The sequence below is a fragment of the Pseudomonas sp. B611 genome (assembly GCF_055407965.1).
Genome location: NZ_JBUZST010000010.1, coordinates 117,032 through 139,018, shown reverse-complemented (window position 1 = coordinate 139,018; position 21,987 = coordinate 117,032). Strand labels below are relative to the sequence as shown.

General features: G+C 62.7%; 25 protein-coding genes and 2 pseudogenes. 17 read left to right on the top strand and 10 right to left on the bottom strand.

Annotated features, from left to right (window positions below):
- Positions 1 to 30: 30 nt before the first annotated feature.
- From ACZRMO_RS20670 to fliK, 3 genes are all read right to left on the bottom strand, one after another.
- Positions 31 to 360: an EscU/YscU/HrcU family type III secretion system export apparatus switch protein gene (locus ACZRMO_RS20670; protein ID WP_463974030.1), complete on the bottom strand. Its 330-nt coding sequence runs from the start codon at positions 358 to 360 to the stop codon at positions 31 to 33.
- 187 nt (positions 361 to 547) lie between these two features.
- Positions 548 to 877 carry an EscU/YscU/HrcU family type III secretion system export apparatus switch protein gene (locus ACZRMO_RS20665; RefSeq protein WP_463974029.1) on the bottom strand — a complete coding sequence of 110 codons (330 nt, stop codon included), beginning with the start codon at positions 875 to 877 and terminating at the stop codon, positions 548 to 550.
- Entirely contained in the window at positions 874 to 2,451 is a 1,578-nt protein-coding gene (gene fliK, locus ACZRMO_RS20660; protein WP_463974028.1) for a flagellar hook-length control protein FliK, read from the bottom strand. The genes ACZRMO_RS20665 and fliK overlap by 4 nt, the downstream gene beginning before the upstream one ends.
- Before the next feature lie 200 nt (positions 2,452 to 2,651).
- Here fliK and ccmA point away from each other — a divergent pair, with 200 nt between their 5' ends.
- The 13 genes from ccmA to phnN all read left to right on the top strand — a co-directional run bounded on the left by ccmA (position 2,652) and on the right by phnN (position 12,430).
- Positions 2,652 to 3,287: a cytochrome c biogenesis heme-transporting ATPase CcmA gene (ccmA, locus tag ACZRMO_RS20655; RefSeq protein ID WP_124525354.1), complete on the top strand. Its 636-nt coding sequence runs from the start codon at positions 2,652 to 2,654 to the stop codon at positions 3,285 to 3,287.
- A complete protein-coding gene (gene ccmB, locus ACZRMO_RS20650) occupies positions 3,284 to 3,952 on the top strand; it encodes a heme exporter protein CcmB (protein ID WP_017734375.1) in 669 nt (222 codons plus the stop codon). The genes ccmA and ccmB overlap by 4 nt, the downstream gene beginning before the upstream one ends.
- 78 nt (positions 3,953 to 4,030) lie before the next feature.
- The gene (locus ACZRMO_RS20645) at positions 4,031 to 4,786 is read left to right on the top strand and encodes a heme ABC transporter permease (protein ID WP_463974027.1); all 756 of its coding nucleotides are present in this window, start codon (positions 4,031 to 4,033) and stop codon (positions 4,784 to 4,786) included.
- Positions 4,783 to 4,959 carry a heme exporter protein CcmD gene (gene ccmD, locus ACZRMO_RS20640; protein WP_003172771.1) on the top strand — a complete coding sequence of 59 codons (177 nt, stop codon included), beginning with the start codon at positions 4,783 to 4,785 and terminating at the stop codon, positions 4,957 to 4,959. The genes ACZRMO_RS20645 and ccmD overlap by 4 nt, the downstream gene beginning before the upstream one ends.
- Positions 4,956 to 5,411 (top strand): cytochrome c maturation protein CcmE, encoded by a 456-nt coding sequence (ccmE, locus tag ACZRMO_RS20635; protein WP_026136470.1) that lies wholly within the window; start codon positions 4,956 to 4,958, stop codon positions 5,409 to 5,411. Before ccmD ends, ccmE begins: the two co-directional genes overlap by 4 nt.
- 3 nt (positions 5,412 to 5,414) lie before the next feature.
- On the top strand, positions 5,415 to 7,403 hold the full coding sequence (locus tag ACZRMO_RS20630) for a heme lyase CcmF/NrfE family subunit (RefSeq protein WP_463974026.1): 1,989 nt from the start codon (positions 5,415 to 5,417) through the stop codon (positions 7,401 to 7,403).
- The gene (locus ACZRMO_RS20625; protein WP_017734371.1) at positions 7,400 to 7,936 is read left to right on the top strand and encodes a DsbE family thiol:disulfide interchange protein; all 537 of its coding nucleotides are present in this window, start codon (positions 7,400 to 7,402) and stop codon (positions 7,934 to 7,936) included. Before ACZRMO_RS20630 ends, ACZRMO_RS20625 begins: the two co-directional genes overlap by 4 nt.
- Positions 7,933 to 8,406: a cytochrome c-type biogenesis protein gene (locus ACZRMO_RS20620; protein WP_017734370.1), complete on the top strand. Its 474-nt coding sequence runs from the start codon at positions 7,933 to 7,935 to the stop codon at positions 8,404 to 8,406. The genes ACZRMO_RS20625 and ACZRMO_RS20620 overlap by 4 nt, the downstream gene beginning before the upstream one ends.
- Positions 8,399 to 9,583 carry a c-type cytochrome biogenesis protein CcmI gene (gene ccmI / locus ACZRMO_RS20615; protein WP_463974025.1) on the top strand — a complete coding sequence of 395 codons (1,185 nt, stop codon included), beginning with the start codon at positions 8,399 to 8,401 and terminating at the stop codon, positions 9,581 to 9,583. Before ACZRMO_RS20620 ends, ccmI begins: the two co-directional genes overlap by 8 nt.
- 16 nt (positions 9,584 to 9,599) lie before the next feature.
- Positions 9,600 to 9,998, top strand: a complete 399-nt coding sequence (locus ACZRMO_RS20610; RefSeq protein ID WP_463974024.1) for a hypothetical protein — start codon at positions 9,600 to 9,602, stop codon at positions 9,996 to 9,998.
- A gap of 243 nt (positions 9,999 to 10,241) precedes the next feature.
- Positions 10,242 to 11,012 carry a hypothetical protein gene (locus ACZRMO_RS20605; RefSeq protein WP_463974023.1) on the top strand — a complete coding sequence of 257 codons (771 nt, stop codon included), beginning with the start codon at positions 10,242 to 10,244 and terminating at the stop codon, positions 11,010 to 11,012.
- A 226-nt stretch (positions 11,013 to 11,238) separates the two neighbouring features.
- On the top strand, positions 11,239 to 11,820 hold the full coding sequence (locus tag ACZRMO_RS20600; RefSeq protein ID WP_463974022.1) for a histidine phosphatase family protein: 582 nt from the start codon (positions 11,239 to 11,241) through the stop codon (positions 11,818 to 11,820).
- A gap of 49 nt (positions 11,821 to 11,869) precedes the next feature.
- Entirely contained in the window at positions 11,870 to 12,430 is a 561-nt protein-coding gene (phnN, locus tag ACZRMO_RS20595; protein WP_463974021.1) for a phosphonate metabolism protein/1,5-bisphosphokinase (PRPP-forming) PhnN, read from the top strand.
- A 126-nt stretch (positions 12,431 to 12,556) separates the two neighbouring features.
- Here the strand turns inward: phnN and ACZRMO_RS20590 are convergent.
- Positions 12,557 to 12,994 (bottom strand): annotated as a pseudogene (locus tag ACZRMO_RS20590) (transcriptional regulator); the annotation flags it as partial.
- Between ACZRMO_RS20590 and ACZRMO_RS20585 the strand changes: the two are divergent.
- From ACZRMO_RS20585 to ACZRMO_RS20575, 3 genes and pseudogenes are all read left to right on the top strand, one after another.
- A pseudogene (locus tag ACZRMO_RS20585) lies at positions 12,989 to 13,441 on the top strand (cytochrome P450); the annotation flags it as partial. The pseudogenes ACZRMO_RS20590 and ACZRMO_RS20585 overlap by 6 nt on opposite strands.
- Positions 13,442 to 13,548: 107 nt before the next feature.
- Positions 13,549 to 13,737 carry a type II toxin-antitoxin system HicA family toxin gene (locus ACZRMO_RS20580; RefSeq protein ID WP_026136468.1) on the top strand — a complete coding sequence of 63 codons (189 nt, stop codon included), beginning with the start codon at positions 13,549 to 13,551 and terminating at the stop codon, positions 13,735 to 13,737.
- 11 nt (positions 13,738 to 13,748) lie between these two features.
- Positions 13,749 to 14,153 (top strand): type II toxin-antitoxin system HicB family antitoxin, encoded by a 405-nt coding sequence (locus ACZRMO_RS20575; RefSeq protein WP_463974020.1) that lies wholly within the window; start codon positions 13,749 to 13,751, stop codon positions 14,151 to 14,153.
- 39 nt (positions 14,154 to 14,192) lie between these two features.
- On the opposite strand, the gene ACZRMO_RS20570 is transcribed toward ACZRMO_RS20575, so the two are convergent.
- Positions 14,193 to 15,389 (bottom strand): MFS transporter, encoded by a 1,197-nt coding sequence (locus tag ACZRMO_RS20570; RefSeq protein WP_463974019.1) that lies wholly within the window; start codon positions 15,387 to 15,389, stop codon positions 14,193 to 14,195.
- A gap of 173 nt (positions 15,390 to 15,562) precedes the next feature.
- Between ACZRMO_RS20570 and ACZRMO_RS20565 the strand changes: the two genes are divergently transcribed.
- Positions 15,563 to 16,177, top strand: a complete 615-nt coding sequence (locus ACZRMO_RS20565; RefSeq protein ID WP_463974018.1) for a DUF5666 domain-containing protein — start codon at positions 15,563 to 15,565, stop codon at positions 16,175 to 16,177.
- A 131-nt stretch (positions 16,178 to 16,308) separates the two neighbouring features.
- On the opposite strand, the gene ACZRMO_RS20560 is transcribed toward ACZRMO_RS20565, so the two are convergent.
- The 5 genes from ACZRMO_RS20560 to ACZRMO_RS20540 all read right to left on the bottom strand — a co-directional run bounded on the left by ACZRMO_RS20560 (position 16,309) and on the right by ACZRMO_RS20540 (position 21,953).
- A complete protein-coding gene (locus ACZRMO_RS20560; protein ID WP_124525340.1) occupies positions 16,309 to 17,313 on the bottom strand; it encodes a sulfate ABC transporter substrate-binding protein in 1,005 nt (334 codons plus the stop codon).
- A 105-nt stretch (positions 17,314 to 17,418) separates the two neighbouring features.
- Complete coding sequence (locus tag ACZRMO_RS20555; protein ID WP_463974017.1) at positions 17,419 to 18,243, bottom strand: ion transporter; 825 nt, start codon at positions 18,241 to 18,243, stop codon at positions 17,419 to 17,421.
- Positions 18,244 to 18,274: 31 nt separating this feature from the next.
- Positions 18,275 to 19,138, bottom strand: coding sequence for an urea transporter (locus ACZRMO_RS20550; protein WP_463974016.1), 864 nt, complete (start codon positions 19,136 to 19,138; stop codon positions 18,275 to 18,277).
- Positions 19,139 to 19,267: 129 nt separating this feature from the next.
- Positions 19,268 to 20,683 (bottom strand): pyruvate kinase, encoded by a 1,416-nt coding sequence (gene pyk, locus ACZRMO_RS20545; protein WP_017734355.1) that lies wholly within the window; start codon positions 20,681 to 20,683, stop codon positions 19,268 to 19,270.
- Positions 20,673 to 21,953, bottom strand: a complete 1,281-nt coding sequence (locus ACZRMO_RS20540; RefSeq protein WP_463974015.1) for a glycerate kinase type-2 family protein — start codon at positions 21,951 to 21,953, stop codon at positions 20,673 to 20,675. The genes pyk and ACZRMO_RS20540 overlap by 11 nt, the downstream gene beginning before the upstream one ends.
- Positions 21,954 to 21,987: the final 34 nt, after the last annotated feature.

Genomic DNA, 21,987 nt, shown 5'->3' with positions numbered 1-21,987 from the left:
ACATTTGGATTGATGTACGTCTGGAAGTGCTCAGTAGTCGTCGCCACGCTCTGTGACATCCCGCTCCACCGGCTCCGCCTCCGGGTCATACCCCACCGGGAACTTGCCCTTCAACGTCCAGGCAAACGCAATGATCTCCGCCACCGTGCGGTACAACTCCTCCGGGATGCTGTCCCCCAGCTCCATGCGCGCCAGCAGTTTCACCAGCTCGGCATTTTCATAGATCGGTACTTCGTTTTCCCGCGCCAGCTTGAGGATCGCCTCGGCCAGGGCATCGTCGCCCTTGGCCGTCAGGGTCGGCGCTTGCTGGCCGTCGTACTTGAGGGCAATCGCCTGGCGCGGCGGGTTGGGGTTCTTCATGCGGTTTCATCCACCCAGCGTCTTGATCGTTCCCACGCTCTGCGTGGGAACGCCGCCGGTGACGCTCTGCGTCACGCGTTCGAGAACGGACGCAGAGCGTCCAGGGATGCATTCCCACGCAGAGCGAGGGAACGATCAGCCCGCTCCCACATAAGCTCACTGCCACATTTGAATCCCGGTATGCCTATCAGTAGTCGTCACCACGCTCGGTAACGTCCCGCTCCACCGGCTCCGCATCCGGGTCATACCCCACCGGGAACTTGCCCTTCAACGTCCAGGCAAACGCAATGATCTCCGCCACCGTGCGGTACAACTCCTCCGGGATGCTGTCCCCCAGCTCCATGCGCGCCAGCAGTTTCACCAGCTCGGCATTTTCATAGATCGGTACTTCGTTTTCCCGCGCCAGCTTGAGGATCGCCTCGGCCAATGCATCGTCGCCCTTGGCCGTCAGGGTTGGCGCTTGCTGGCCGTCGTACTTGAGGGCAATCGCCTGGCGCGGCGGGTTGGGGTTCTTCATGCGGTTTCATCCACCCAGCGTTGTTCCAGTCCGGTTTTCGGCCCGCGTGGCGGGGTGCCGAGATGGCAGTCGAGGTCGCCGACGTTGATGCCCGAGGTCACCAGCCGTTCGCGCAGGGTGCCCAGGTGGCTTTCGATCAGGCTCGCGGTGAAGGGCCGGCTGGCCCACAGCTGGCTCGACAGTTTGCCCTGGTTCAATTGCGCCTGAACCTGCAACGGCCCCAGCGGCTCCATGTCGAAGGCCAGTTCGACGCGCCAGAGCATCTGCTTGGGGTCTTTCTTGTCCTTGCGTTCCGGCTGGTCCTTGTCCGGCGCCGGTTCTTCGCGCTGGAACTTGACCTGCAATGGCACGATGTCTTGCAGGGTACGCAGGGGGATTTCCAGCTGCCAGGTGGTTTGCAGGCGGCCATCGGCGGTGGTGCCGGTCTGTTCCAGGCTCGACAGCTGGTGGCTCTGCAAGCGCGAGATGGCCCCGGCGGCCAGGCGCAGGAGGTTTTCCAGGTCGCCTTCGCCTTCCAGTTTCGCCATCAGCCGCTCGGGCAGCGGGAAGCCCGCGGGTGTCTGGCGCGCGCTGACCTGACCGAGGGTGTTCAGCGGGCTGCGCACAAAGTTGGGCAACACCTGGGCCAGGGTGTTGGCGGCCAGGATCGCATTCAGATTGGTGCTGGTGGGCAGGGCCGGCAGCAGGTCGGCGACCAGGCGCAGCAGGGCACCTTTCATGTCCAGCGGCGGAACCCCTGGGTTTTGCCCGGCGAGTAGCTTGGCCTCCAGAAAGGCGCCGCTGTTCTGGATCACCTGGGCGAGGATTTTCGGGTTGCTGACCTGGGACAGGTCGGGCAGGGCGGCCAGCAGGCGGTCGGCGGCGGCGCGCAGTTCGGCGGAGGTGCCGCCGCCCCGTGGCAGGTCCTGCAAGGCGCTGAAGACGGCATCCAGCGAGCCTTGGCGGCTTTGTTGGGTGGCCAGTTGCTGGGTGATCGCCAGTTGATCCTTGAGCCCGCTCAGCGGCACGAAGTTCAAGGTCTGCGCGTTCTGCACCACGGCGCTGAGCAAGCTGCCGACGCGCAGCGGTTGCGGGCTTTCCAGGGTTAGCGTGGCGCCGGCCAGGGCGTTGTTGAGCACGGTCACCAGTGAGCGATAGATCGCCGGTTGCGCCGTGCCCTGGGGCAGCATCTGGGTGGTCAGCACCTTGGCTTGCAGCAGCGTGCCTTCGGGCATTTTACTGGTGTCGATGCGGGTCAGCGCGGCCACATTGGCGCTCAAGGCCTGTTGCAGGCTGAGGGTCAGGTTGCCGGCGGGGGTCTGGCTCACCGCGACATTGCTGCCCAGGGGCAAGGGCTGTGCGCTGCTGGCTTGCACCAGGGTCTGGCGCCCGCTTTCCAGGGTCAGCTTGAGCAATAGCTGAAAGGCTTCACCGCCTTGTTTCAGGGCGATGACCTCGGCGTTCACCGTTTTCCCTGGGGTGATCAAGCCGATCTGCGGTTCCAGCAGTTTCAGCAATTCACCGGTGGCGGGTGCAGGGCTGGGCCCGGTCGCCGGTGCAGGTGGAAGCGTAGGAAGGTTGATCTCACCGGTCATCGCGCGCGCCGTCTTGAAGGAAATTGCCCTCTTTAGAGTAGGGCATCGCATGTATAATGGGGCCCGTCTGCAAAGAGAGCGCTAAAAACCTCACAACTATTTGATCCAGCTCTCTAAAATCGGTCGCCGAAGCCGTTATTGTGCACTTCTCTTTAACGGCCGCTGCACCGCCGACTTGAACCGTAAAGGCCCGCGATCTTTTGACCAGCCCTCTTCTAGAAGCCGTAGCGCTCTCCTGTGAACGCGACCTGCGCCTGCTGTTCGAGCACCTCGAACTGCGGCTGACGGGCGGCGACATGGTGCAAATCAGCGGCCCCAACGGCAGCGGCAAGACCAGTTTGCTGCGCCTGCTGGCCGGGTTGATGCAACCGACAGCCGGCGAAGTGCGGCTCAACGGCAAACCCCTCAATGAACAACGCACCGAGTTGGCGCGCAACCTGATCTGGATCGGCCACGCCGCCGGCATCAAGGACGTGCTCACCGCCGAAGAAAACCTCAGCTGGCTCAGCGCCCTGCATCATCCCGCGTCCCGTGACGCCATCTGGCAGGCCCTCGCCGCCGTCGGCCTCAAGGGTTTTGAAGACGTGCCTTGCCACACTCTGTCCGCCGGCCAGCAGCGCCGCGTGGCCCTGGCCCGTTTGTACCTGCCGGGCCCGCCGTTGTGGATTCTCGACGAACCCTTCACCGCCCTCGATAAACAAGGCGTCGCCCAGTTGGAAGCACACCTGGCCCAGCACTGCGAGAACGGCGGCCTGGTGGTCCTCACCACCCACCACACCCTGGATCGCATGCCCGCCGGTTACCGCGACCTCGATCTGGGACGGTGGTCAGCATGAGTGTCTTCGCCCTGTTGGTCGCCCGCGAAGCGCGGCTGTTGTGCCGTCGTCCGGCCGAGTTGGCTAACCCGCTGGTGTTCTTCGCCATCGTCATCGCCCTGTTCCCGTTGGCGGTCGGTCCCGAGACTAAACTGTTGCAAACCTTGTCTCCGGGACTGGTGTGGGTGGCCGCGCTTTTGTCCGTGCTGCTCTCGCTGGACGGGCTGTTTCGCAGTGATTTCGAGGACGGTTCCCTGGAACAGTGGGTCCTTTCGTCGCACCCCTTGCCACTACTGGTCCTGGCCAAGGTACTGGCACACTGGGCTTTTTCCGGCCTGGCGCTGGTCTTGCTTTCGCCGCTGCTGGCGATGATGCTCGGCCTGCCCACTGAATGCCTGCCGATCCTGCTGCTGAGCCTGTTGCTCGGCACGCCGGTCCTCAGCTTGCTGGGGGCGGTAGGCGCGGCGTTGACCGTGGGCCTGAAGCGTGGCGGCCTGTTGCTGGCCCTGCTGATTCTGCCTTTGTATATCCCGGTGTTGATCCTCGGTAGCGGTGCATTGCAAGCCGCGCTCATGGGCATGCCGGCGACGGGTTACCTCTTGTGGCTTGGCAGCCTGACCGCCCTGGCGGTAACCCTGACACCTTTTGCGATAGCGGCCGGCCTGAAGATCAGCGTCGGCGAATAATGAGGTCTGGCTAAGCGTTAGCCAGTAAAGACCCTAAGCTTTTCGCATCGACGAAAAGCAACCGTGATGGAAACAGCAATGAACTGGACCTGGTTTCACAAGCTCGGCTCGCCCAAATGGTTCTACGGCATCAGTGGCAAACTGCTGCCGTGGTTGAGCCTCTCTGCCGTGTTGCTGATTGGCATCGGCCTGGTCTGGGGCCTGGCCTTCGCGCCCCCGGACTACCAGCAAGGCAACAGCTTTCGCATCATCTATATCCACGTGCCCGCCGCGATGCTGGCCCAGTCCTGCTACGTGATGCTCGCCGTGTGCGGCATCGTCGGCCTGGTGTGGAAGATGAAACTCGCTGACGTCGCCCTGCAATGCGCCGCCCCCATCGGTGCGTGGATGACCGCCGTGGCGCTGGTCACCGGCGCCATCTGGGGCAAGCCGACCTGGGGTTCGTGGTGGGTGTGGGATGCGCGACTAACGTCCATGCTGATCCTGCTGTTCCTGTACTTCGGTCTGATTGCCTTGGGCAACGCCATCAGTAATCGTGACAGCGCCGCCAAGGCCTGCGCGGTACTGGCCATTGTTGGCGTGATCAACATCCCGATCATCAAATACTCGGTGGAGTGGTGGAACACCCTGCACCAGGGCGCCACCTTCACCCTCACCGAAAAACCGGCGATGCCCGTGGAAATGTGGGCGCCGCTGCTGCTGATGGTGCTGGGGTTCTACTGCTTCTTCGGCGCCGTGCTGCTGCTGCGCATGCGCCTCGAAGTGCTCAAGCGCGAAGCCCGCGCCAGTTGGGTCAAGGCCGAAGTGCAACACAGCCTGGGAGCACGCGGATGAGTTTTGCTTCGTTCAGTGATTTTCTCGCCATGGGCCACCACGGCCTGTACGTCTGGACGGCCTATGGCATCTGCCTGGCAGTGCTGGCCCTCAACGTCGCCGCGCCGATCCTGGCGCGCAAGCGTTACCTGCAACAAGAGGCGCGTCGTCTGCGCCGGGAGACAGAAAAGTGAATCCGCTGCGTAGAAAGCGTCTGTTGATCATCCTTGCCATCCTGGCCGGCGTCGGCATTGCCGTGGCCCTGGCCTTGAGCGCCCTGCAACAGAACATCAACCTGTTCTACACCCCGACTCAGATCGCCAATGGCGAAGCACCGCTGGACACGCGCATCCGCGCCGGCGGCATGGTCGAGGCCGGCTCCCTGAAGCGCTCCGGCGATTCCCTCGACGTCACCTTCGTGGTCACCGACTTCAGCAAGTCGGTGACCATCAGCTACCGCGGCATCCTCCCGGACCTGTTCCGCGAAGGCCAGGGCATCGTCGCCCTGGGCAAGCTCAACGCCGATGGCGTGGTGGTGGCCGATGAAGTGCTGGCCAAGCACGATGAAAAATACATGCCGCCCGAGGTGACCAAAGCCCTCAAGGACAGCGGCCAGTCCGCCCCCACCCCCGCCAAGGAGGGTTGAGTCATGAACGCCGCTTTGTTTATTCCCGAACTCGGCCAGTTGGCGATGATCCTCGCCCTGTGCTTTGCCATCGTGCAAGCCGTGGTGCCGTTGCTCGGCGCCTGGCGCGGTGACCGCCTGTGGATGAGCCTGGCGCAGCCGGCCGCCTGGGGCCAGTTTGCTTTCCTGCTGTTCGCGTTTGGCTGCCTGACCTACGCCTTTATGACCGACGACTTTTCCGTCTCCTACGTCGCGAATAACTCCAACACCGCGTTGCCCTGGTACTACAAGTTCAGCGCCGTGTGGGGCGCCCACGAAGGTTCGTTGCTGCTGTGGGCGCTGATCCTCGGCGGCTGGACCTTCGCCGTGTCGGTGTTCTCGCGCCAACTGCCGCAAGTCATGCTGGCGCGGGTGCTGGCGGTGATGGGCATGATCAGCATCGGCTTCCTGCTGTTCCTGATCATGACGTCCAACCCGTTCAGCCGCATCCTGCCGCAGATTCCTACCAACGGGCATGACCTTAATCCGCTGCTGCAAGACATCGGCCTGATCGTGCACCCGCCGATGCTCTACATGGGGTACGTCGGTTTCTCGGTGGCTTTCGCCTTCGCCATCGCCGCCTTGCTCGGCGGCCGCCTGGATGCGGCGTGGGCGCGCTGGTCGCGGCCGTGGACCATCGTCGCCTGGGCCTTCCTCGGCATCGGTATCACCCTCGGTTCGTGGTGGGCCTATTACGAACTCGGCTGGGGCGGCTGGTGGTTCTGGGACCCGGTGGAAAACGCGTCCTTCATGCCTTGGCTGGTGGGCACGGCGTTGATTCACTCGCTGGCCGTCACCGAAAAACGTGGCGTGTTCAAGAGCTGGACCGTGTTGCTGGCCATCGCGGCATTTTCCCTCAGCCTGCTCGGCACGTTCCTCGTGCGTTCGGGCGTGCTGACCTCGGTGCATGCGTTCGCTTCCGACCCGGCGCGGGGCATTTTCATCCTGATCTTCCTGCTGTTTGTCGTCGGTGGTTCCCTGACCCTGTTCGCCCTGCGCGCGCCGGTGGTCAAGAGCCAGGTCGGCTTCAACCTGTGGTCGCGGGAAACCCTGCTGCTGGGCAATAACCTGGTGCTGGTGGTGGCCGCGTCGATGATCCTGCTCGGCACCCTGTACCCGCTGGTGCTGGATGCGCTGAGCGGCGCCAAGCTGTCCGTCGGCCCGCCGTATTTCAACGCGTTGTTTATCCCGTTGATGGGCCTGTTGATGGTGGTGATGGCCGTCGGCGTGCTGGTGCGCTGGAAAGACACCCCGGTTAAATGGCTGGCGGGCATGCTGATGCCGGTATTGCTCGGCAGCGTGGCCCTGGCGGTGATCGCCGGTTTTGCCTACGGCGACTTCAACTGGGCGGTGCTCGCTACCTTCCTGCTCGCCGCCTGGGTCTTGCTGGCCGGCGTGCGTGACATCTTCGACAAGACCCGCCACAAAGGTTTGCTCAAGGGTTTGCCAGGCCTGACCCGCAGCTACTGGGGCATGCAGATCGCGCATATCGGCATCGCCGTGTGCGCCCTCGGCGTGGTGCTGTCCAGCCAGAACAGCGCCGAGCGCGACCTGCGCCTGGCGCCGGGCGAGTCCATGGACCTGGCCGGTTACCACTTCATCTTTGAAGGCGCCAAGCACTTCGAAGGGCCGAACTTCACGTCAGACAAAGGCACCGTGCGCGTAGTCCGCAACGGCAAGGAAGTCGCGGTGCTGCACCCGGAAAAACGCCTGTACACCGTGCAGAGTTCGATGATGACCGAAGCCGGCATCGACGCCGGTTTCACCCGTGACCTCTATGTGGCCCTTGGTGAACCGCTGGGCGACGGTGCCTGGGCGGTGCGTGTGCATGTGAAGCCGTTTGTGCGTTGGATCTGGTTCGGCGGCCTGCTCACCGGGTTCGGTGGTTTGCTGGCAGCGCTGGATCGGCGTTATCGGGTCAAGGTCAAGAGCCGGGTGCGTGAAGCCCTCGGTCTGCAGGGAGCGGCGGTATGAAACGTTGGTTGATGGCGATCCCCCTGATCGTGTTTTTGCTGGGTGCGGTGGTCTTGTATCGCGGCCTGTACCTGGACCCGTCCGAGCTGCCGTCGGCGATGATCGGCAAGCCGTTCCCGGCGTTCAGCCTGCCCACCGTGCAGGGCGACAAAACCCTGACCCAGGCCGACCTGCTGGGCAAGCCGGCGCTGGTCAACGTGTGGGGCACCTGGTGCATCTCGTGCCGCGTCGAACACCCGGTGCTCAACAAGCTGGCCGAGAAGGGCGTGGTGATCTACGGCATCAACTACAAGGATGACAACGCCGCCGCCTTGAAGTGGCTGGCGGAGTTCCACAACCCGTATCAGCTGGATATCCGCGATGAGGACGGCAACCTCGGCCTCAACCTCGGCGTGTACGGCGCCCCGGAAACCTTCTTTATCGATGCCAAGGGCGTGATCCGCGACAAGTACGTCGGCGTGATCGACGAAGTGGTGTGGCGTGAGCAACTGGCCGCCAAGTACCAGGCGCTGGTCGATGAGGCCAAGCCATGAAGCGTCTGTTAGCCGCCGCTGTATTGGCGTTGGGCCTGGCGGGTGTGGCCCACGCCGCCATCGACACCTACGAATTTGCCAACGACGCCGAGCGCGAGCGTTTCCGCGACTTGACCAAGGAACTGCGCTGCCCCAAGTGCCAGAACCAGGACATCGCCGACTCCAACGCGCCCATCGCCACCGACCTGCGCCGCGAGATCTTCCGCATGTTGGGGGAGGGCAAGGACAACCAGCAGATCATCGACTTCATGGTCGATCGCTACGGTGACTTCGTGCGCTACAAACCGGCGCTCACCGGCAAGACCGCGCTGCTCTGGTTCGGCCCCGCCGGGCTGTTGCTGAGCGGTGTGGTGGTGATGGCCGTGATCATCCGCCGGCGCCGCGCCGCGCCGACTGACGGTTCCGACGCGCTGTCCCCTGAAGAGCGTAAACGCCTCGACCAATTGCTGGACACCAAGACTGATGATTGATTTCTGGCTCGCAGCCGGCTTGCTGCTTCTGATTGCCCTGAGTTTCCTGTTGATCCCTGTCCTGCGCGGCCGCCGTGCCCAGCGTGAAGAGGATCGCACCGCGTTGAACGTGGCGCTGTACCAGGAACGTGTCGCCGAGCTGCAAGTGCAGCAGGACGAAGGCGTGCTCAACGCAGCCCAACTCGACACCGGCCGCGCCGAAGCCGCGCGCGAATTGCTGGCCGACACCGAAGGCGTGGACAAACCCCGCGAATCGCGCCTGGGCAAACCGCTGCCGTTGCTCGCGGCCTTCCTGGTGCCGGTGTTGGGCGTGAGCCTGTACCTGCATTTCGGCGCCAGCGACAAGGTCGAACTGACCCGCGAATTCTCCCAACCGCCGGTGTCCATGGAAGACATGACCCAGCGCCTGGAACGCGCCGCCATCGCCCAGCCGGACTCGCCGGAAGGCCTGTACTTCCTCGGTCGCGCCTACATGGCCCAGGACCGCGCGGCCGATGCGGCCAAGGTCTTCGAGCGTGCGGCGGCCCTGGCCGGGCGCCAGCCGGAACTGCTCGGCCAGTGGGCCCAGGCGCAGTACTTTGCCGACAACAAACAGTGGTCGCCCAAGGTCCAGGCCTTGACCGACGAAGCGCTGAAGCTGGACCCCAAGGAAGTCACCAGCCTCGGCCTGCTGGGTATCGCCGCCTTTGAAGGCCAGCGTTACCAGGAAGCGATCGACTACTGGAGCCGCCTGTTGGCGCAACTGCCGGCCGAAGATGGCTCCCGTGCCGCGCTGCAAGGCGGCATTGACCGCGCCGCTGATAAGCTCAAAGAAAGTGGTGGCAGCGTCGCGCAGAAAGCCGTGCTCAAAGTCCGTGTGGACCTGGCGCCGGACGTGAAGGCCAAGGCCCAGCCAAGTGACAGCGTGTTCATCTTCGCCCGCGCCGTGTCCGGCCCGCCAGCACCGTTGGCGGCCAAGCGCGTCACCGTCGCGGAACTGCCGGTGACCGTCGAACTGGGCGATGCCGACGCAATGATGCCGCAGTTGAAACTGTCGAACTTCCCCGAAGTCCAACTGGTTGCGCGCATATCCCGGGCCGGTCTTCCGACCGCTGGCGAGTGGATCGGCCGCAGCCAACCCTTGGCCAGCACCACCACTGCGCTGCAGCAGCTGACCATCGACAGTCCGGATAAGTAATTTCGAGGAAACGCCCATGAGCGCATTCGCACGTATCACCCTGCTCAGCCTGGTATTGGGCTTGAGTGCTTGTGCGGTCCACCGGCCACCTCCCGCGCCGACCGGCCCGACCATCCCACCGTCGGGCCCGGCGACCCAGCCGAGCACGAAGCCCAGCACCCCGGTGACCGCGCCGCCGAAAAAACCGGTGCCGACGTCATCGCCTACCTTCGCCCCACCACCGGGTGCGGCGAGCCACTGGGATGGCACCATGAAGGTCTATGTGCTGGAAGACCAGCCCGACACCTTCTACCGCCAGCGTACGTATTACCGCTGGAGCAACGGCTGGAGCCGCTCCATCAGCCCGAACGGGCCGTGGGAAGAGACCAACGTGCAGGGCGTGCCGCCGGGGTTGAGCAAAAAGTACGCGCAATGACAAAAGGCGACCTTTGAAAGGTCGCTCTTTTATCCCTTGCCAGCATCCCGTTCTCTCTATGAGAGGCGCGGAAATATGAGCTACCTGTTACTTATGACAGTAGCAGGGGGAGGGTAAAGTCGGTTAAATGAGGTCGTTGGCAGGCGTAGTTTTGGGTCGTTCGCTCGTTGTTTCAGCTATAGAGCCGTTAGTTGAGGGGTTATACAAAAATATATGCCGCCTTAACTTATCGGAGAATATGAGATGAGTACGACACCCGTTGACGCGCCGGTCATTTTAGAGGCCCTTGATCCAGCTACTGGCTTGATTACTGCCCCCACCGCTTTTCAAGGCATCACCTTGAACTGTTCTACTAGTGCAAGTTCAAGTCCAACTGATTGGATCGCCGCTGAAATTCAAGATCGCGATGCAACGGCTCCCGTCTGGTCTCCATTGGCGCCACCGGTGCAACTATCGCAGACGCCAGTACCTCCTGATTTCAACGTGTATGTGCCGGCGCCCTCATTCGGGTTTCGCCATGGTCGTTATTGGGTCAGGAGTTTGCAGCTGCTTGACGCGGGTGGCACGCCCGGTCCTGTCATCGAGCAGTCAAAAGATGCTCCATTTGCGGTAGACGTTATTCCACCCTATGCGAGTAGTTTTTTCCAAGACTCCCCCCACGCACCCGTGTACCCGGCGGATCTTCCGGCAAACACCGCTATCACCAACGCTTATCTCGACATGCATGGGGGAGTGAGTTTCACTATTCCGGATAACGACTTTTCTGATCCGAACGGTCAATTTGAATCAGGTGATCTACTCAGGCTCTATTGGGGGCAGGCAATGTTTCCTCAGCCATCGAATCTGGTTGCGCAGGTGCCAATGTTACCTACTGGAAATGTCTTCTTTTTACCGGCAAGCGTAATTCGTAGTGCAGGGAGTGGGATTTTTCGGTTTATCTATACCATTACTGATCGTGCCCTGAACACCAGTCGTCCATCGCTCACGGAATCAAGGGTCGTAAACTTGTCGTAGAGAGGCAACTCGATCTGCGCAACCCTGGCAATGATTAGCCAATAGCAGTAGGTCTGAGTCGGTCGCGGGTTTCGGGAAGCAACCGGGCACCCGCGACCAAACAGAGGGCAGGCGAGCGAAGGTTGTACACAGGGTGAGGCAAGGGGCGCCAAGAGCTTGCGAATATCAGGACAAAGCTGATATTGAAATTCAGCTATTCCTACGTCACTCAATGAGACAAGGCCCCATGCACCTACACGTCGTACGCCACGGCGAAACCTGGGCCAACGCCGAGCAACGTTACCTCGGCGCGCTCGACCCGGAACTGACCGAACGTGGTCGCGAACAAGCCTTTTTTCTCAGTCAAAAATTACCCGCAGGCATCGACGCACTGATCGTCTCCCCACGCTTGCGCGCCCAGCAAACCGCGCAGATTCTTAACCAGGCGTTGCACCTTGAACCCGTGACCATGGACAGCTTTCGCGAACGCGATGTGGGCGTGTTCGAGGGCCTGACCCAAGTGCAAGCCCAGGCGCTGCATCCAGAGCTGTGGGCGCAGAACATCACCCGGCAATGGGCGGTCGGGCCCACGGGCGGCGAGTCGATTGCCGAGGTGGTCAGCCGTGTGCACCGAGGCTTGGCCGAACTGGCGGCACGTTATCCTTCGGGCACGGTGTTGCTGGTGGCCCATGGTTTTGTGGCCAAGGTGATCCGTGGGCTGGCACGCGGGGACTTTGCGGATTTTTATGACTGGCAACTGAAGAACGGCGAGAGCCTGGTGCTGGAAAATTTTCATCCTGGGGCGCTGCCCACCGGTGCGCTGCTGTAAAGTGGCGCCGCCGGCGGGCTGACCGGCAACAGGTGAAGAGGGTGTGTGGATGGCAGGCAGGTTGATCTATCTCATCGGGCCATCGGGTTCGGGCAAGGACAGCCTGTTGGATGCCGCGCGACCGCGCCTGGCCGCGCGCGGTTGCCGCATCGTGCGGCGCGTCATCACCCGCTCGGCGGAGGCGGTGGGCGAGGCCGCGCAAGGTGTGAGCCCAGACCAGTTTGCCGCGATGGACGCCGAGGGCGCATTTGCCCTGAGCTGGCAGGCGAATGGCTTGTCCTACGGTATTCCCAAGGAAATCGACGACTGGCTGGCGGCCGGGGACGACGTGCTGGTCAACGGCTCCCGTGCGCACCTGGCGCAGACCCGCGCGCGTTATCCGACGCTGTTGGTGTTGTTGCTGACGGTTGATCAGGCGGTGTTGCGCCAGCGCTTGATTGCGCGTGGGCGTGAATCACTGGCGGACATTGAAGCGCGCCTGGCGCGGAATGCGCAGTTCACCGCAGAGCTGATCGCGGGCAATGCGTCGGGGTTGTTTGTGCTGGATAACTCCGGGCCGCTGGAGCATACGGTCGAGCGGCTGTTGTGTTGCCTGGACAACACCATTTGATTTGAGCACCCCATACCCCTGTGGGAGCGGGCTTGCTCGCGAATGCGGTCTATCAGTGACAGATGTGCTGACTGATCCACCGCATTCGCGAGCAAGCCCGCTCCCACACTTTGATTTTCATCGCTCTTACGCCTCTATTCCAAATCGTGCTACCAGCGCCTTGCGGCCCTTGGGCGTCAGCCCCAGTGCGCGGCTATCCAGATCCTGAATCACCCATTCCTTGCGAATCGCACTGTGCAGCAGCGCCGCGCCCAACGCGCCGGCCAGGTGCGGGCGGCGCATGCTCCAGTCCAGGCAGCCGCAGGCAAAACGCCGGCGTTGGGCGTGCAGTGCAGGGAGATTAATCCCGAGTTCACCCATAACTTTTTCGCCGTCTGGGCTGAGCTGGTAAGTCCCTTCGCCCGTCAGCCAGCCGGCCGCGATGAAGTGGTCATGCAACTGCACCGCCAGCGTTCCGGCCATGTGGTCGTAACAGGTACGCGCGAACTGCAAGCGACTTGGCGTGTTCGGCACAAACGCCTTGGCGCTTTGGCGGCTGATCACTATCAACCCTTCAATGGCCTGATCGGTAATACGCTGGTGACGCTCGCTCGGCGGCCAGACCTGCTGGAGCAGGTTCAACGCGCGCCAGCACTGGCGATGGCGCTGGTGGAAGAGGTGGCGCGTTTTGATGCGCCAGTGCAAAACACCCGGCGATTCGTGGCGCAGCGCTGCACGATTGGCGGCCAGGCCCTGGATGTGGACGCTACGATTCTGGTGCTTCTGGCTTCGGCCAACCGGGACAGCGCTGCAAACCCGGACCCCGACCGCTTCCTGCTTGAGCGCCCGCAGCGACGAGTGTTCAGCTTTGGCGTGGGCCGGCATCAGTGCCCCGGCCAGCAACTCGCGCTGACGCTTGCTTCACAGGTGATTCTGGCGTTGTTGCAGCGCCAGCCGGTCTTGCCTGCCCCATTCAGCTATTGGCCGTCGCTGAACGGCCGCATCTCCCGGTTTCGCGTTGTAAACGGGTAGCTTTTCAACATTCAGCAAAACAGCCGTCAGTCAGTCTTGCGTATTTTGTGCTTGAGTAAATATAACTCTAGGGTTACTTTTATTTAGGCCAAGCCAAGGAGGCTGCGGTGCAAAGCAGGTTATTGATCAAGGAACTGCAAGAGGCAGGTTGGGTGTTGGATCGGGTCACGGGCAGCCATCATATTTTTACCCATCGCTATAACCCGTACACGATCCCGGTGCCGCACCCCAAGAAGGACCTGCCGCTGGGCACCGTGAGAAGCATCAGAAAGCGTGCTGGCTTGTTTGAGTTTTAAGGAGAGTATTCATGCAATACCCAATCTGTATCGAATGGGGCGATGACTTCACCGCCACCGGTATTCAGATCCCCGATATTCCAGGTGCCGTCACCGCCGGGGACAGTTTTGAAGAGGCGTACAACTCCGCCGTGGAGGTTGCCCACATCATGCTGCAGGAGATCGCCGCCGAGGGCGGGCCGATTCCGATGCCCACCTCGGTGGCCAATCATCATGCTCACGAAGACTATGCCGGCATGGGCTGGGGCATGTTGGAGCTGGACATCTCGCCCTATCTGGGCAAGACCGAGAAGGTCAATGTGACCTTGCCCGGTTATGTCATCCAGCGTATCGACCGCTATGTGCGCGAGCACAAGGTCAAAAGCCGCTCGTCATTCCTGGCGGATGCGGCCTTGGAGAAGTTGGTGCGTTCCTGAGGTTGCTCCTGTGGGAGCCAGCTCCCACAGGTCAGGCGTTTACGCGGCTACCGGGGCGGCTTCGCGGGGAACACTGAGGAACCGCAACAACGCCACCAGCGGGAACGCGCTGCCCACCAGCATCACGCCCAGCCAGCCGCCGTGTTCGTACACGCTGCTGGCAATCGCCGAGCCGAAGGCGCCGCCGATGAAGATGCTGGTCATGTACAGCGCGTTCAGGCGGCTGCGGCTGTTGGCGTCGAGGGCGTAGATAGCACGTTGGCCGAGCACCATGTTCATCTGCACGCAGAAGTCCAGCACCACGCCGGTGACAGCCAGGCCGATCACGCTGTACAGCGGATGGACGAACGCCGGCAGAAAGCTCAACGCGGCAAACAGCATGGCCAGCAGCGAAGCGCGGTGGGTGTGGCCCGCATCTGCCAGGCGGCCGGCGATGGGCGCGGCAATGGCGCCCAGGGCACCGACCAGGGCAAAAAGGGCGATCTCGCTTTGGCTCAGGCCGTGATTGCGCGCAAGTTCCAGCGGCGCGGCGGTCCAGAACAGGCTGAAGGTAGCGAACATGCCACCCTGGTAGAACGCCCGTTGGCGCAGTACTGGTTGCTTGCGCAGCAGGCTGCCCAGGGAGCGCAGCAGTTGTCCGTAGGTGGCGCTGTGGTCAGGTTGGCGCTTGGGGATGGTGATCAGCAGGACCACGCTGATAAACGCCATCAACCCAGCGGCGGCCATGAACATCGCGCGCCAGCCGAAGTGGTCCGCCACCACGCTGGATACCGGCCGTGCCAGCAGGATGCCAAGCAACAGGCCGCCCATGATGCTGCCGACCACCCGGCCACGGGACTCGGCGGGCGCCAGGTGCGCGGCCAGCGGGATGAGGATCTGCACCGACACCGAACTGAAGCCGATCAGCAACGACACCAGCAGGAACAGGTTCGGCTGCTGGATAAACGCCGCACCGAGCAGGCTGGCGATGGCAAGCACAGTGGTGCTGATCATCAGCTTGCGGTTTTCCAACAAGTCGCCCAGGGGTACCAGGAAAAACAGGCCGAGGGCGTAGCCGATTTGCGTCAACGACACGATCAGGCTGGCCATGGCAGGTGTGAGGCCGATGTCCGGGGCGATCAGCTCGATGACGGGCTGCGCGTAGTAGATGTTGGCGACGATGGCGCCGCAGCAGAACGCAAACAGCATCACCATCCCGCGGGTCATGGTGCTTGAAGCGTGTGGGGTAGCGTTCATGGTGGTCTCATAAAAGCGAAGGAAGATGGCGTGCGAGAGTAAAGATATGGCTCTTTGGGCAGAAGGCTGCTGGCGGTGATAACACTCATGCCGCAAATTAATGACTGAATCGTTAACTTTTGCCTCGAAGGGCGATGATACATTCAGGCACAACTGCCGAAACAGGAAATCCCATGAAGATCACGCTGAACAAGATGCTCCTGGCTTCAACCCTCGCCGCTGCCATGGCCGTGGGCCTGGCCCACGCTGCCGAGGCGCCGCGCGTGGGCGTGCGCGGCGAAATCACCGCCATTGACGGTGACGCGATGCACGTCAAGGTCAACAGCGGCGAAGACGTCACGGTGCTGTTGACCCCGACCACCCAGGTGCGCGCCGTCACCTTGGCCAAGATCGATGAAATCAAACCGGGCAGCTACATCGGCTCCGCCGCCATGCCCAACGCAGACGGCAGCCTGACCGCGCTGGAAGTGCACGTGTTCCCACCGGCCATGGCCGGCACCGGCGACGGGCACCGAGCGTTCGACTTGAAGGAAGGCAGCAGCATGACCAACGGCACCGTGGGTGACCTGGTGGTGAGCAACGGGCGCACGCTGACCGTGAAGTACAAGGGCGGTGAGCAGAAGATCGTGGTGCCGGAGGATGTGCCGATCGTCAACCTGGAGCCAGGGGATCGCAGCTTGTTGAAGGCGGGGGTGAAGGTGGTGTTGTTTGCGGCGAAGGGGGCGGATGGGACCATCACAGCTCAAGCAATATCAGCTGGCAAGGATGGCGTAACTCCACCGATGTAACTGCCAAGCACAGAACCAAATGTGGGAGCGGGCTTGCTCGCGAATACGGTGTGTCAGTCAACAGATTTATTGGCTGATCCACCGCATTCGCGAGCAAGCCCGCTCCCACAGTTTTAACCGCGTTTATTCAGTTATTGACCGCTGTAGATCTGGTCAAACACCCCACCATCATTGAAGTGGGTTTTCTGCACGGTGCGCCAGTCACCAAAGGTCTTCTCCACCGACAGGAAGTCGACTTTCGGGAAGCGGTCGGTGTACTTGGCCAGCACTTTCGGGTCACGTGGACGCAGGTAGTTGTTGGCCGCGATTTCCTGGCCTTCTGCCGACCACAGGTACTTCAAGTAGTCTTCGGCCGCCGCGCGGGTGCCTTTCTTCTCAACCACTTTGTCGACCACCGACACCGGTGGCTCAGCTTCAGCGGAGACGCTTGGGTAGATCACTTCGAATTGGTCGCGGCCGAATTCACGGGCGATCATTTCGGCTTCGTTCTCAAACGTCACCAGCACATCGCCGATCTGGTTGGTCATGAACGTGGTGGTGGCCGCACGGCCACCGGTGTCCAGTACTGGCGCTTGCTTGAACAGCTTGCCGACAAAGGCCTTGGCCTTGTTTTCGTCGCCGCCGTTTTTCAGCACATAGCCCCAGGCCGACAGGTAGGTGTAGCGGCCGTTACCCGAGGTTTTCGGGTTGGGCACGATCACTTGCACGCCATCTTTCAACAGGTCCGGCCAGTCTTTCAGGGCTTTCGGGTTGCCTTTGCGCACGATGAATACAGTGGCGGAGGTGAACGGTGCGCTGTTGTTCGGCAGGCGGGTGACCCAGTTGTCCGGCACCAGTTTGCCGTTGTCCACCAGGGCGTTGATGTCGGTGGCCATGTTCATGGTGATCACGTCAGCCGGCAGGCCGTCGATCACCGAGCGCGCTTGTTTGCTCGAGCCGCCGAAGGACATCTGCAAGGTCAGCTTGTCGTTCGGGTGCTCGGCGTCCCAGTGCTTCTGGAAGGCGGCGTTGTAGTCCTTGTAGAAATCGCGCATCACGTCGTAGGAGACGTTAAGCAGTGTCACGGGGGCGGCCTGGACGGCGCCCGCCAGGGCAAGGCCGGCGGCCAGTAGGGAGGCGCTAACGAGTTTTTTCACTGCTCATTCCTTGTTGTTCGAGAAGGTGACGGTGTAAATGACGGCAATTTGCCAGCGACTATAGCCGGGCCTGCATAGACGTTTAAAGATTAAAACGCACTTTGCTTATTCCACTTTACGAAAAAGATTACTCCCACAGCGCGAGCAGAATGCGGCGTTGGGCTCGTGGCTGTTTTTCTTGCACACCGGGCAGTCGTGTTGCAGCTGTTCACCGCGCATGGCACTGGCCAGTTCGGCGGTGAAAATCCCGGTGGGCACGGCGATGATCGAATAACCGGTGATCATCACCAGCGACGAAATCACCTGGCCCAAGGGCGTCTTCGGCACGATATCGCCAAAGCCCACGGTGGTCAGGGTCACAATGGCCCAGTAGATGCCCTTGGGAATGCTGGTAAAGCCGTGTTCCGGGCCTTCGATCACGTACATCAGGGTGCCGAACACCGTCACCAGGGTGCACACGCTGACCAGGAACACCACGATCTTTTGCTTGCTGCCGCGCAGCGCCGCCATCAGGTAGTTGGCCTGCTTGAGGTACGGGCTGAGCTTGAGCACGCGGAAGATGCGCAGCATGCGGATGATGCGGATGATCAACAGGTACTGCGCGTCGCTGTAATACAGGGCGAGGATGCCCGGCACGATGGCCAGCAAATCCACCAGCCCGTAAAAGCTGAAGGCATACCGCAACGGTTTGGGCGAGCAATACAGCCGCAGCCCATATTCGATGGCGAAGATGACGGTGAAGCCCCACTCGATGTAGGCCAGCACGTCGGCGTAGTTCTGGTGTATCTCGTCGATGCTGTCGAGCATCACGATCACCAGGCTGGCGAGGATGATCAGCAACAAGATGCCGTCAAAGCGTCGCCCGGCGTTGGTGTCGGTCTGGAAAATCATGACGTAGAGCCGCTGGCGCCAGTCGTTGTTGCTGTCCATAAAGCCCGCCTGAATCAGATGTCGAGCAAGCCTAGGGGGATTCGAAGGGGCTGTCCATGCGGGGTTTCTGAAGCGTGCGAACACCGGCGCGCACCAGCCAGCAGGCGAGGATGAACGGTGCCGTAAGCGCGGGCAGGTGCAGGGCGGCGAAGGCTGGCATCAGGAGGATCGACAGGCCTATGCCCAGCAGTGGTAGCCAGGGTTGGCGGCGCACTTGGCTCAGAGCCAATGCGGCCAGCGCCGGGTTGTAACTGTGCAGGCCGAGGAGGGCGCCGGTCGGTTCGTCAAACAGCAGCGCGACCAGCACGCCGAGACTGGCGCCGAGCAAGGCCCACAGTGCGGCGCGCCGGTTGGCCAGCCACAGGCCAAGGGCAATCAGTACGCCCGCCGCCGGTTGGTCCAGCAACATGATTTGCGCTAGTCCGGTAAAGGGCGCGGCAACGACGGCGAGGGTATCCGGCTCGGTCAGGGCAAGGGCGCTTGGCGGCACCGTGCCCAGCAGCAACCAACCCAGGCCCACGAAGGGCGCTGTGTAGGGCGGCAAGGCCGTCTGTTTCAGCCATTGTCGCGTGAGCATCGCCGCCAGGCCGCCGCACGCGAGGATCAGCGGCGGCAACAAGGCTGACCAGGGGAGGTACTGGCTGATCAACAAGCCCAGCAGCACGCCGTTGTAACTATAAAGACCGGCCTGGCGCTCGGCCTTGGGATAGCCCCGGCGCTGGGCCGTGAGCAAACCCGCGACGCCACCGAGCAACGCGCCGCCGAACAAGGCTGGGGCGCCGATCAGGATGGCCAGCAGGCACAGCAGGCCGCATAGAGGCTGGCGCTGGAGGAATATCTGGCTGAAGCCGTTGAGCAGGGCTTCGGCCCAGTCGGGGCAAGTTGGGTTATGCATGGGGGTAAGTCAGTTAGACCGAGTTGCCCCCTTCGCGAGCAAGCCCGCTCCCACACTTGACCGAGTACATCCCTTGGAATGCAGTCGAATGTGGGAGCGGGCTTGCTCGCGAAAGGGCCCTTACAGGCGCTAAATCAGCGTCTCGATACGCAGCGAGTTCGTGGACCCCGGCTGCCCAAACGGCACCCCCGCAGTAATCACCAACGTATCCCCGCGTTGCGCCATGCCCTGGGCCTGGGCAATCTCCAGCGCCGTCGAGCACACCTCGTCCACCTGGCGCAGCCGGTCATTGACCACCGAGTGCACCCCCCAGGCCACGCTCAAGCGCCGCGCCGTGGACAGGTTCGGCGTGAGGTTGAGGATCGGCGCCACCGGCCGCTCCCGCGCCGCGCGCAGGCTGGAGCTGCCGGACTCGCTGTAGTTGACCAGCACCGCCACCGGCAGGATGTTGCTGATGCGCCGGATCGCGCAGCTGATGGCATCCGACACCGTGGCATCCGCCTTCGGCCGGCTCACGTCCAGTTGCGCCTGGTAGTCCGGGCCGCTTTCCACTTGGCGGATGATCTTGCTCATCATCTGCACAGCTTCCAGCGGGTATTCGCCCGACGCGGTTTCCGCCGACAACATCACCGCATCCGCCCCTTCGGCCACGGCGTTGGCAACATCGGTCACCTCGGCACGGGTCGGCGCCGGGGAGAAGCGCATGGATTCGAGCATCTGCGTGGCCACCACCACCGGCTTGCCCAGCTGGCGGCAGACGCTGATGATGTCTTTCTGGATCTGCGGCACGCTCTCGGCCGGCACTTCCACACCCAGATCCCCTCTGGCCACCATGATTGCGTCGCTCAACTCGGCGATTTCCTGCAGGCGCTGCACGGCTGACGGTTTCTCGATCTTGGCCATCAAAAACGCCTTGTCGCCGATCAGCTCGCGGGCTTCGCGGATGTCTTCCGGGCGCTGCACGAACGACAGCGCCACCCAGTCCACGCCGAGTTCCAGGCCAAAGCTCAAGTCGCGCCGATCCTTGGCGGTCAATGGGCTCAGCTCCAGCAAGGCTTGTGGCACATTCACGCCTTTGCGGTCAGACAACTCGCCGCCATTCAGCACGGTGGTGTCGATGGCCTCGGCGTGTTTGGTGATCACCCGTAGGCGCAACTTGCCGTCGTCCAGCAACAGGTCCATGCCGGGTTCCAGCGCCGCGATGATTTCCGGGTGGGGCAGGTTGACCCGGCACTGGTCGCCCGGGGTCGGGTCCAGGTCCAGGCGCAGGGCCTGGCCGCGCACCAGTTGCACCTTGCCCTCGGCAAAACGGCCGACGCGCAGCTTCGGTCCTTGCAGGTCCATGAGGATGCCCAGCGGGTAGTTCAGCTGGCGCTCCACTTGGCGAATCCACTGGTAGCGCTGGGCGTGGTCGGCATGGTCGCCGTGGCTGAAGTTGAGGCGGAAGATATTCACCCCGGCCTCCACCAGCTCGCGGATATCGTCGATACCGTCGGTGGCGGGGCCCAGGGTGGCGAGGATTTTGACCTTCTTGTCAGGCGTCATGTTTGGCAGTCTCAAGAATCAGGATGGCGCGGAAGTCGTTGACGTTGGTGCGCGTCGGTTCGGTGACGATCAACCCGTCGAGGGCGGCGAAGTAGCCGTAGCCATTGTTGTTGTCCAACTCATCGCTGGCCGACAGGCCAAGGGCTTCGGCGCGGGCGTAGCTGCACGGGGTCATGATCGCGCCAGCGTTGTCTTCGGAGCCGTCGATGCCGTCGGTGTCGCCGGCCAGGGCGTACACGCCGGGCAGGCCCTTGAGGCTGTCGGTAAGGCTCAGCAGAAATTCCGCGTTGCGCCCGCCGCGGCCATTGCCGCGCACGGTCACGGTGGTCTCACCGCCGGACAGGATCACGCACGGCGCCGCCAGCGGCTGGCCGTGTTGCACGATCTGCCGGGCAATGCCGGCGTGCACCTTGGCCACGTCCCGCGCTTCGCCTTCGAGGTCGCCGAGGATCAGCGGGCTGAACCCGGCCTGGCGGACTTTGACCGCCACCGCTTCGAGGGATTGCTGCGGGCGGGCGATCAGTTGGAAGTGGCTGCGGGCGAGCGCCGGGTCGCCGGGCTTGACGGTTTCCGAGGCGGGGTTCTGCAACCAGCTGCGCACGGCGGCGGGGGCGTCGATGTGGTAGCGCTTGAGGATCGCCAGGGCCTGGGCCGAGGTGCTGGGGTCGCCGACGGTGGGGCCGGAGGCGATCACCGTAGCCTGGTCGCCCGGCACGTCGGAAATCGCGTAGGTGTACACCGTCGCGGGCCAGGCGGCTTTCGCCAGGCGGCCACCCTTGATCGCCGAGAGGTGCTTGCGCACGCAATTCATCTCGCCAATGGTGGCGCCGGATTTGAGCAGGGCTTTGTTGATGGTTTGTTTGTCGGCCAGGCTGATGCCTTCGGCCGGCAGGGCCAGCAGGGCCGAGCCACCGCCGGAGAGCAGGAAGATCACGCGGTCGTCTTCGCTCAAGTTGCTGATCAGTGCCAGCACGCGCTTGGCCACGGCCAGGCCAGCGGCATCGGGCACCGGGTGGGCGGCTTCAACCACTTCGATGTGCTTGCAGGGCGCGCCGTGGCCGTAGCGGGTTACCACCAGGCCGGAGACTTCGCCTTGCCAGCAGTTTTCGACGACGAGGGCCATGGCGGCAGCGGCCTTGCCGGCGCCGATCACGATGACTCGGCCGCTGCGGTCGGCGGGCAGGTAGGGTTCAAGGACTTGCCGGGGGTGGGCGGCGTCGATGGCTGTGGCAAACAGCTCGCGAAGCAGGTGTTGCGGATCGACCGACATAAGCGGGCTCCCGGGGGATTCTTGTTATTAGAGA

Excerpts from the sequence above, each read along its gene's own strand:
- ACZRMO_RS20620 (WP_017734370.1), top strand. The coding sequence starts at position 7,933 with ATGAAGCGTCTGTTAGCCGCCGCTGTATTGGCGTTGGGCCTGGCGGGT.
- ACZRMO_RS20540 (WP_463974015.1), bottom strand. The coding sequence starts at position 21,953 with ATGTCGGTCGATCCGCAACACCTGCTTCGCGAGCTGTTTGCCACAGCC.
- ACZRMO_RS20550 (WP_463974016.1), bottom strand. The coding sequence starts at position 19,138 with ATGCATAACCCAACTTGCCCCGACTGGGCCGAAGCCCTGCTCAACGGC.
- ccmI (WP_463974025.1), top strand. The coding sequence starts at position 8,399 with ATGATTGATTTCTGGCTCGCAGCCGGCTTGCTGCTTCTGATTGCCCTG.
- fliK (WP_463974028.1), bottom strand. The coding sequence starts at position 2,451 with ATGACCGGTGAGATCAACCTTCCTACGCTTCCACCTGCACCGGCGACC.
- ACZRMO_RS20605 (WP_463974023.1), top strand. The coding sequence starts at position 10,242 with ATGAGTACGACACCCGTTGACGCGCCGGTCATTTTAGAGGCCCTTGAT.
- ACZRMO_RS20670 (WP_463974030.1), bottom strand. The coding sequence starts at position 360 with ATGAAGAACCCCAACCCGCCGCGCCAGGCGATTGCCCTCAAGTACGAC.
- ACZRMO_RS20625 (WP_017734371.1), top strand. The coding sequence starts at position 7,400 with ATGAAACGTTGGTTGATGGCGATCCCCCTGATCGTGTTTTTGCTGGGT.
- ccmB (WP_017734375.1), top strand. The coding sequence starts at position 3,284 with ATGAGTGTCTTCGCCCTGTTGGTCGCCCGCGAAGCGCGGCTGTTGTGC.
- ACZRMO_RS20645 (WP_463974027.1), top strand. The coding sequence starts at position 4,031 with ATGAACTGGACCTGGTTTCACAAGCTCGGCTCGCCCAAATGGTTCTAC.
- ACZRMO_RS20665 (WP_463974029.1), bottom strand. The coding sequence starts at position 877 with ATGAAGAACCCCAACCCGCCGCGCCAGGCGATTGCCCTCAAGTACGAC.
- ACZRMO_RS20630 (WP_463974026.1), top strand. The coding sequence starts at position 5,415 with ATGAACGCCGCTTTGTTTATTCCCGAACTCGGCCAGTTGGCGATGATC.
- ACZRMO_RS20555 (WP_463974017.1), bottom strand. The coding sequence starts at position 18,243 with ATGGACAGCAACAACGACTGGCGCCAGCGGCTCTACGTCATGATTTTC.
- ACZRMO_RS20610 (WP_463974024.1), top strand. The coding sequence starts at position 9,600 with ATGAGCGCATTCGCACGTATCACCCTGCTCAGCCTGGTATTGGGCTTG.
- ccmD (WP_003172771.1), top strand. The coding sequence starts at position 4,783 with ATGAGTTTTGCTTCGTTCAGTGATTTTCTCGCCATGGGCCACCACGGC.
- ACZRMO_RS20575 (WP_463974020.1), top strand. The coding sequence starts at position 13,749 with ATGCAATACCCAATCTGTATCGAATGGGGCGATGACTTCACCGCCACC.
- ACZRMO_RS20565 (WP_463974018.1), top strand. The coding sequence starts at position 15,563 with ATGAAGATCACGCTGAACAAGATGCTCCTGGCTTCAACCCTCGCCGCT.
- ACZRMO_RS20600 (WP_463974022.1), top strand. The coding sequence starts at position 11,239 with ATGCACCTACACGTCGTACGCCACGGCGAAACCTGGGCCAACGCCGAG.
- ACZRMO_RS20570 (WP_463974019.1), bottom strand. The coding sequence starts at position 15,389 with ATGAACGCTACCCCACACGCTTCAAGCACCATGACCCGCGGGATGGTG.
- phnN (WP_463974021.1), top strand. The coding sequence starts at position 11,870 with ATGGCAGGCAGGTTGATCTATCTCATCGGGCCATCGGGTTCGGGCAAG.
- pyk (WP_017734355.1), bottom strand. The coding sequence starts at position 20,683 with ATGACGCCTGACAAGAAGGTCAAAATCCTCGCCACCCTGGGCCCCGCC.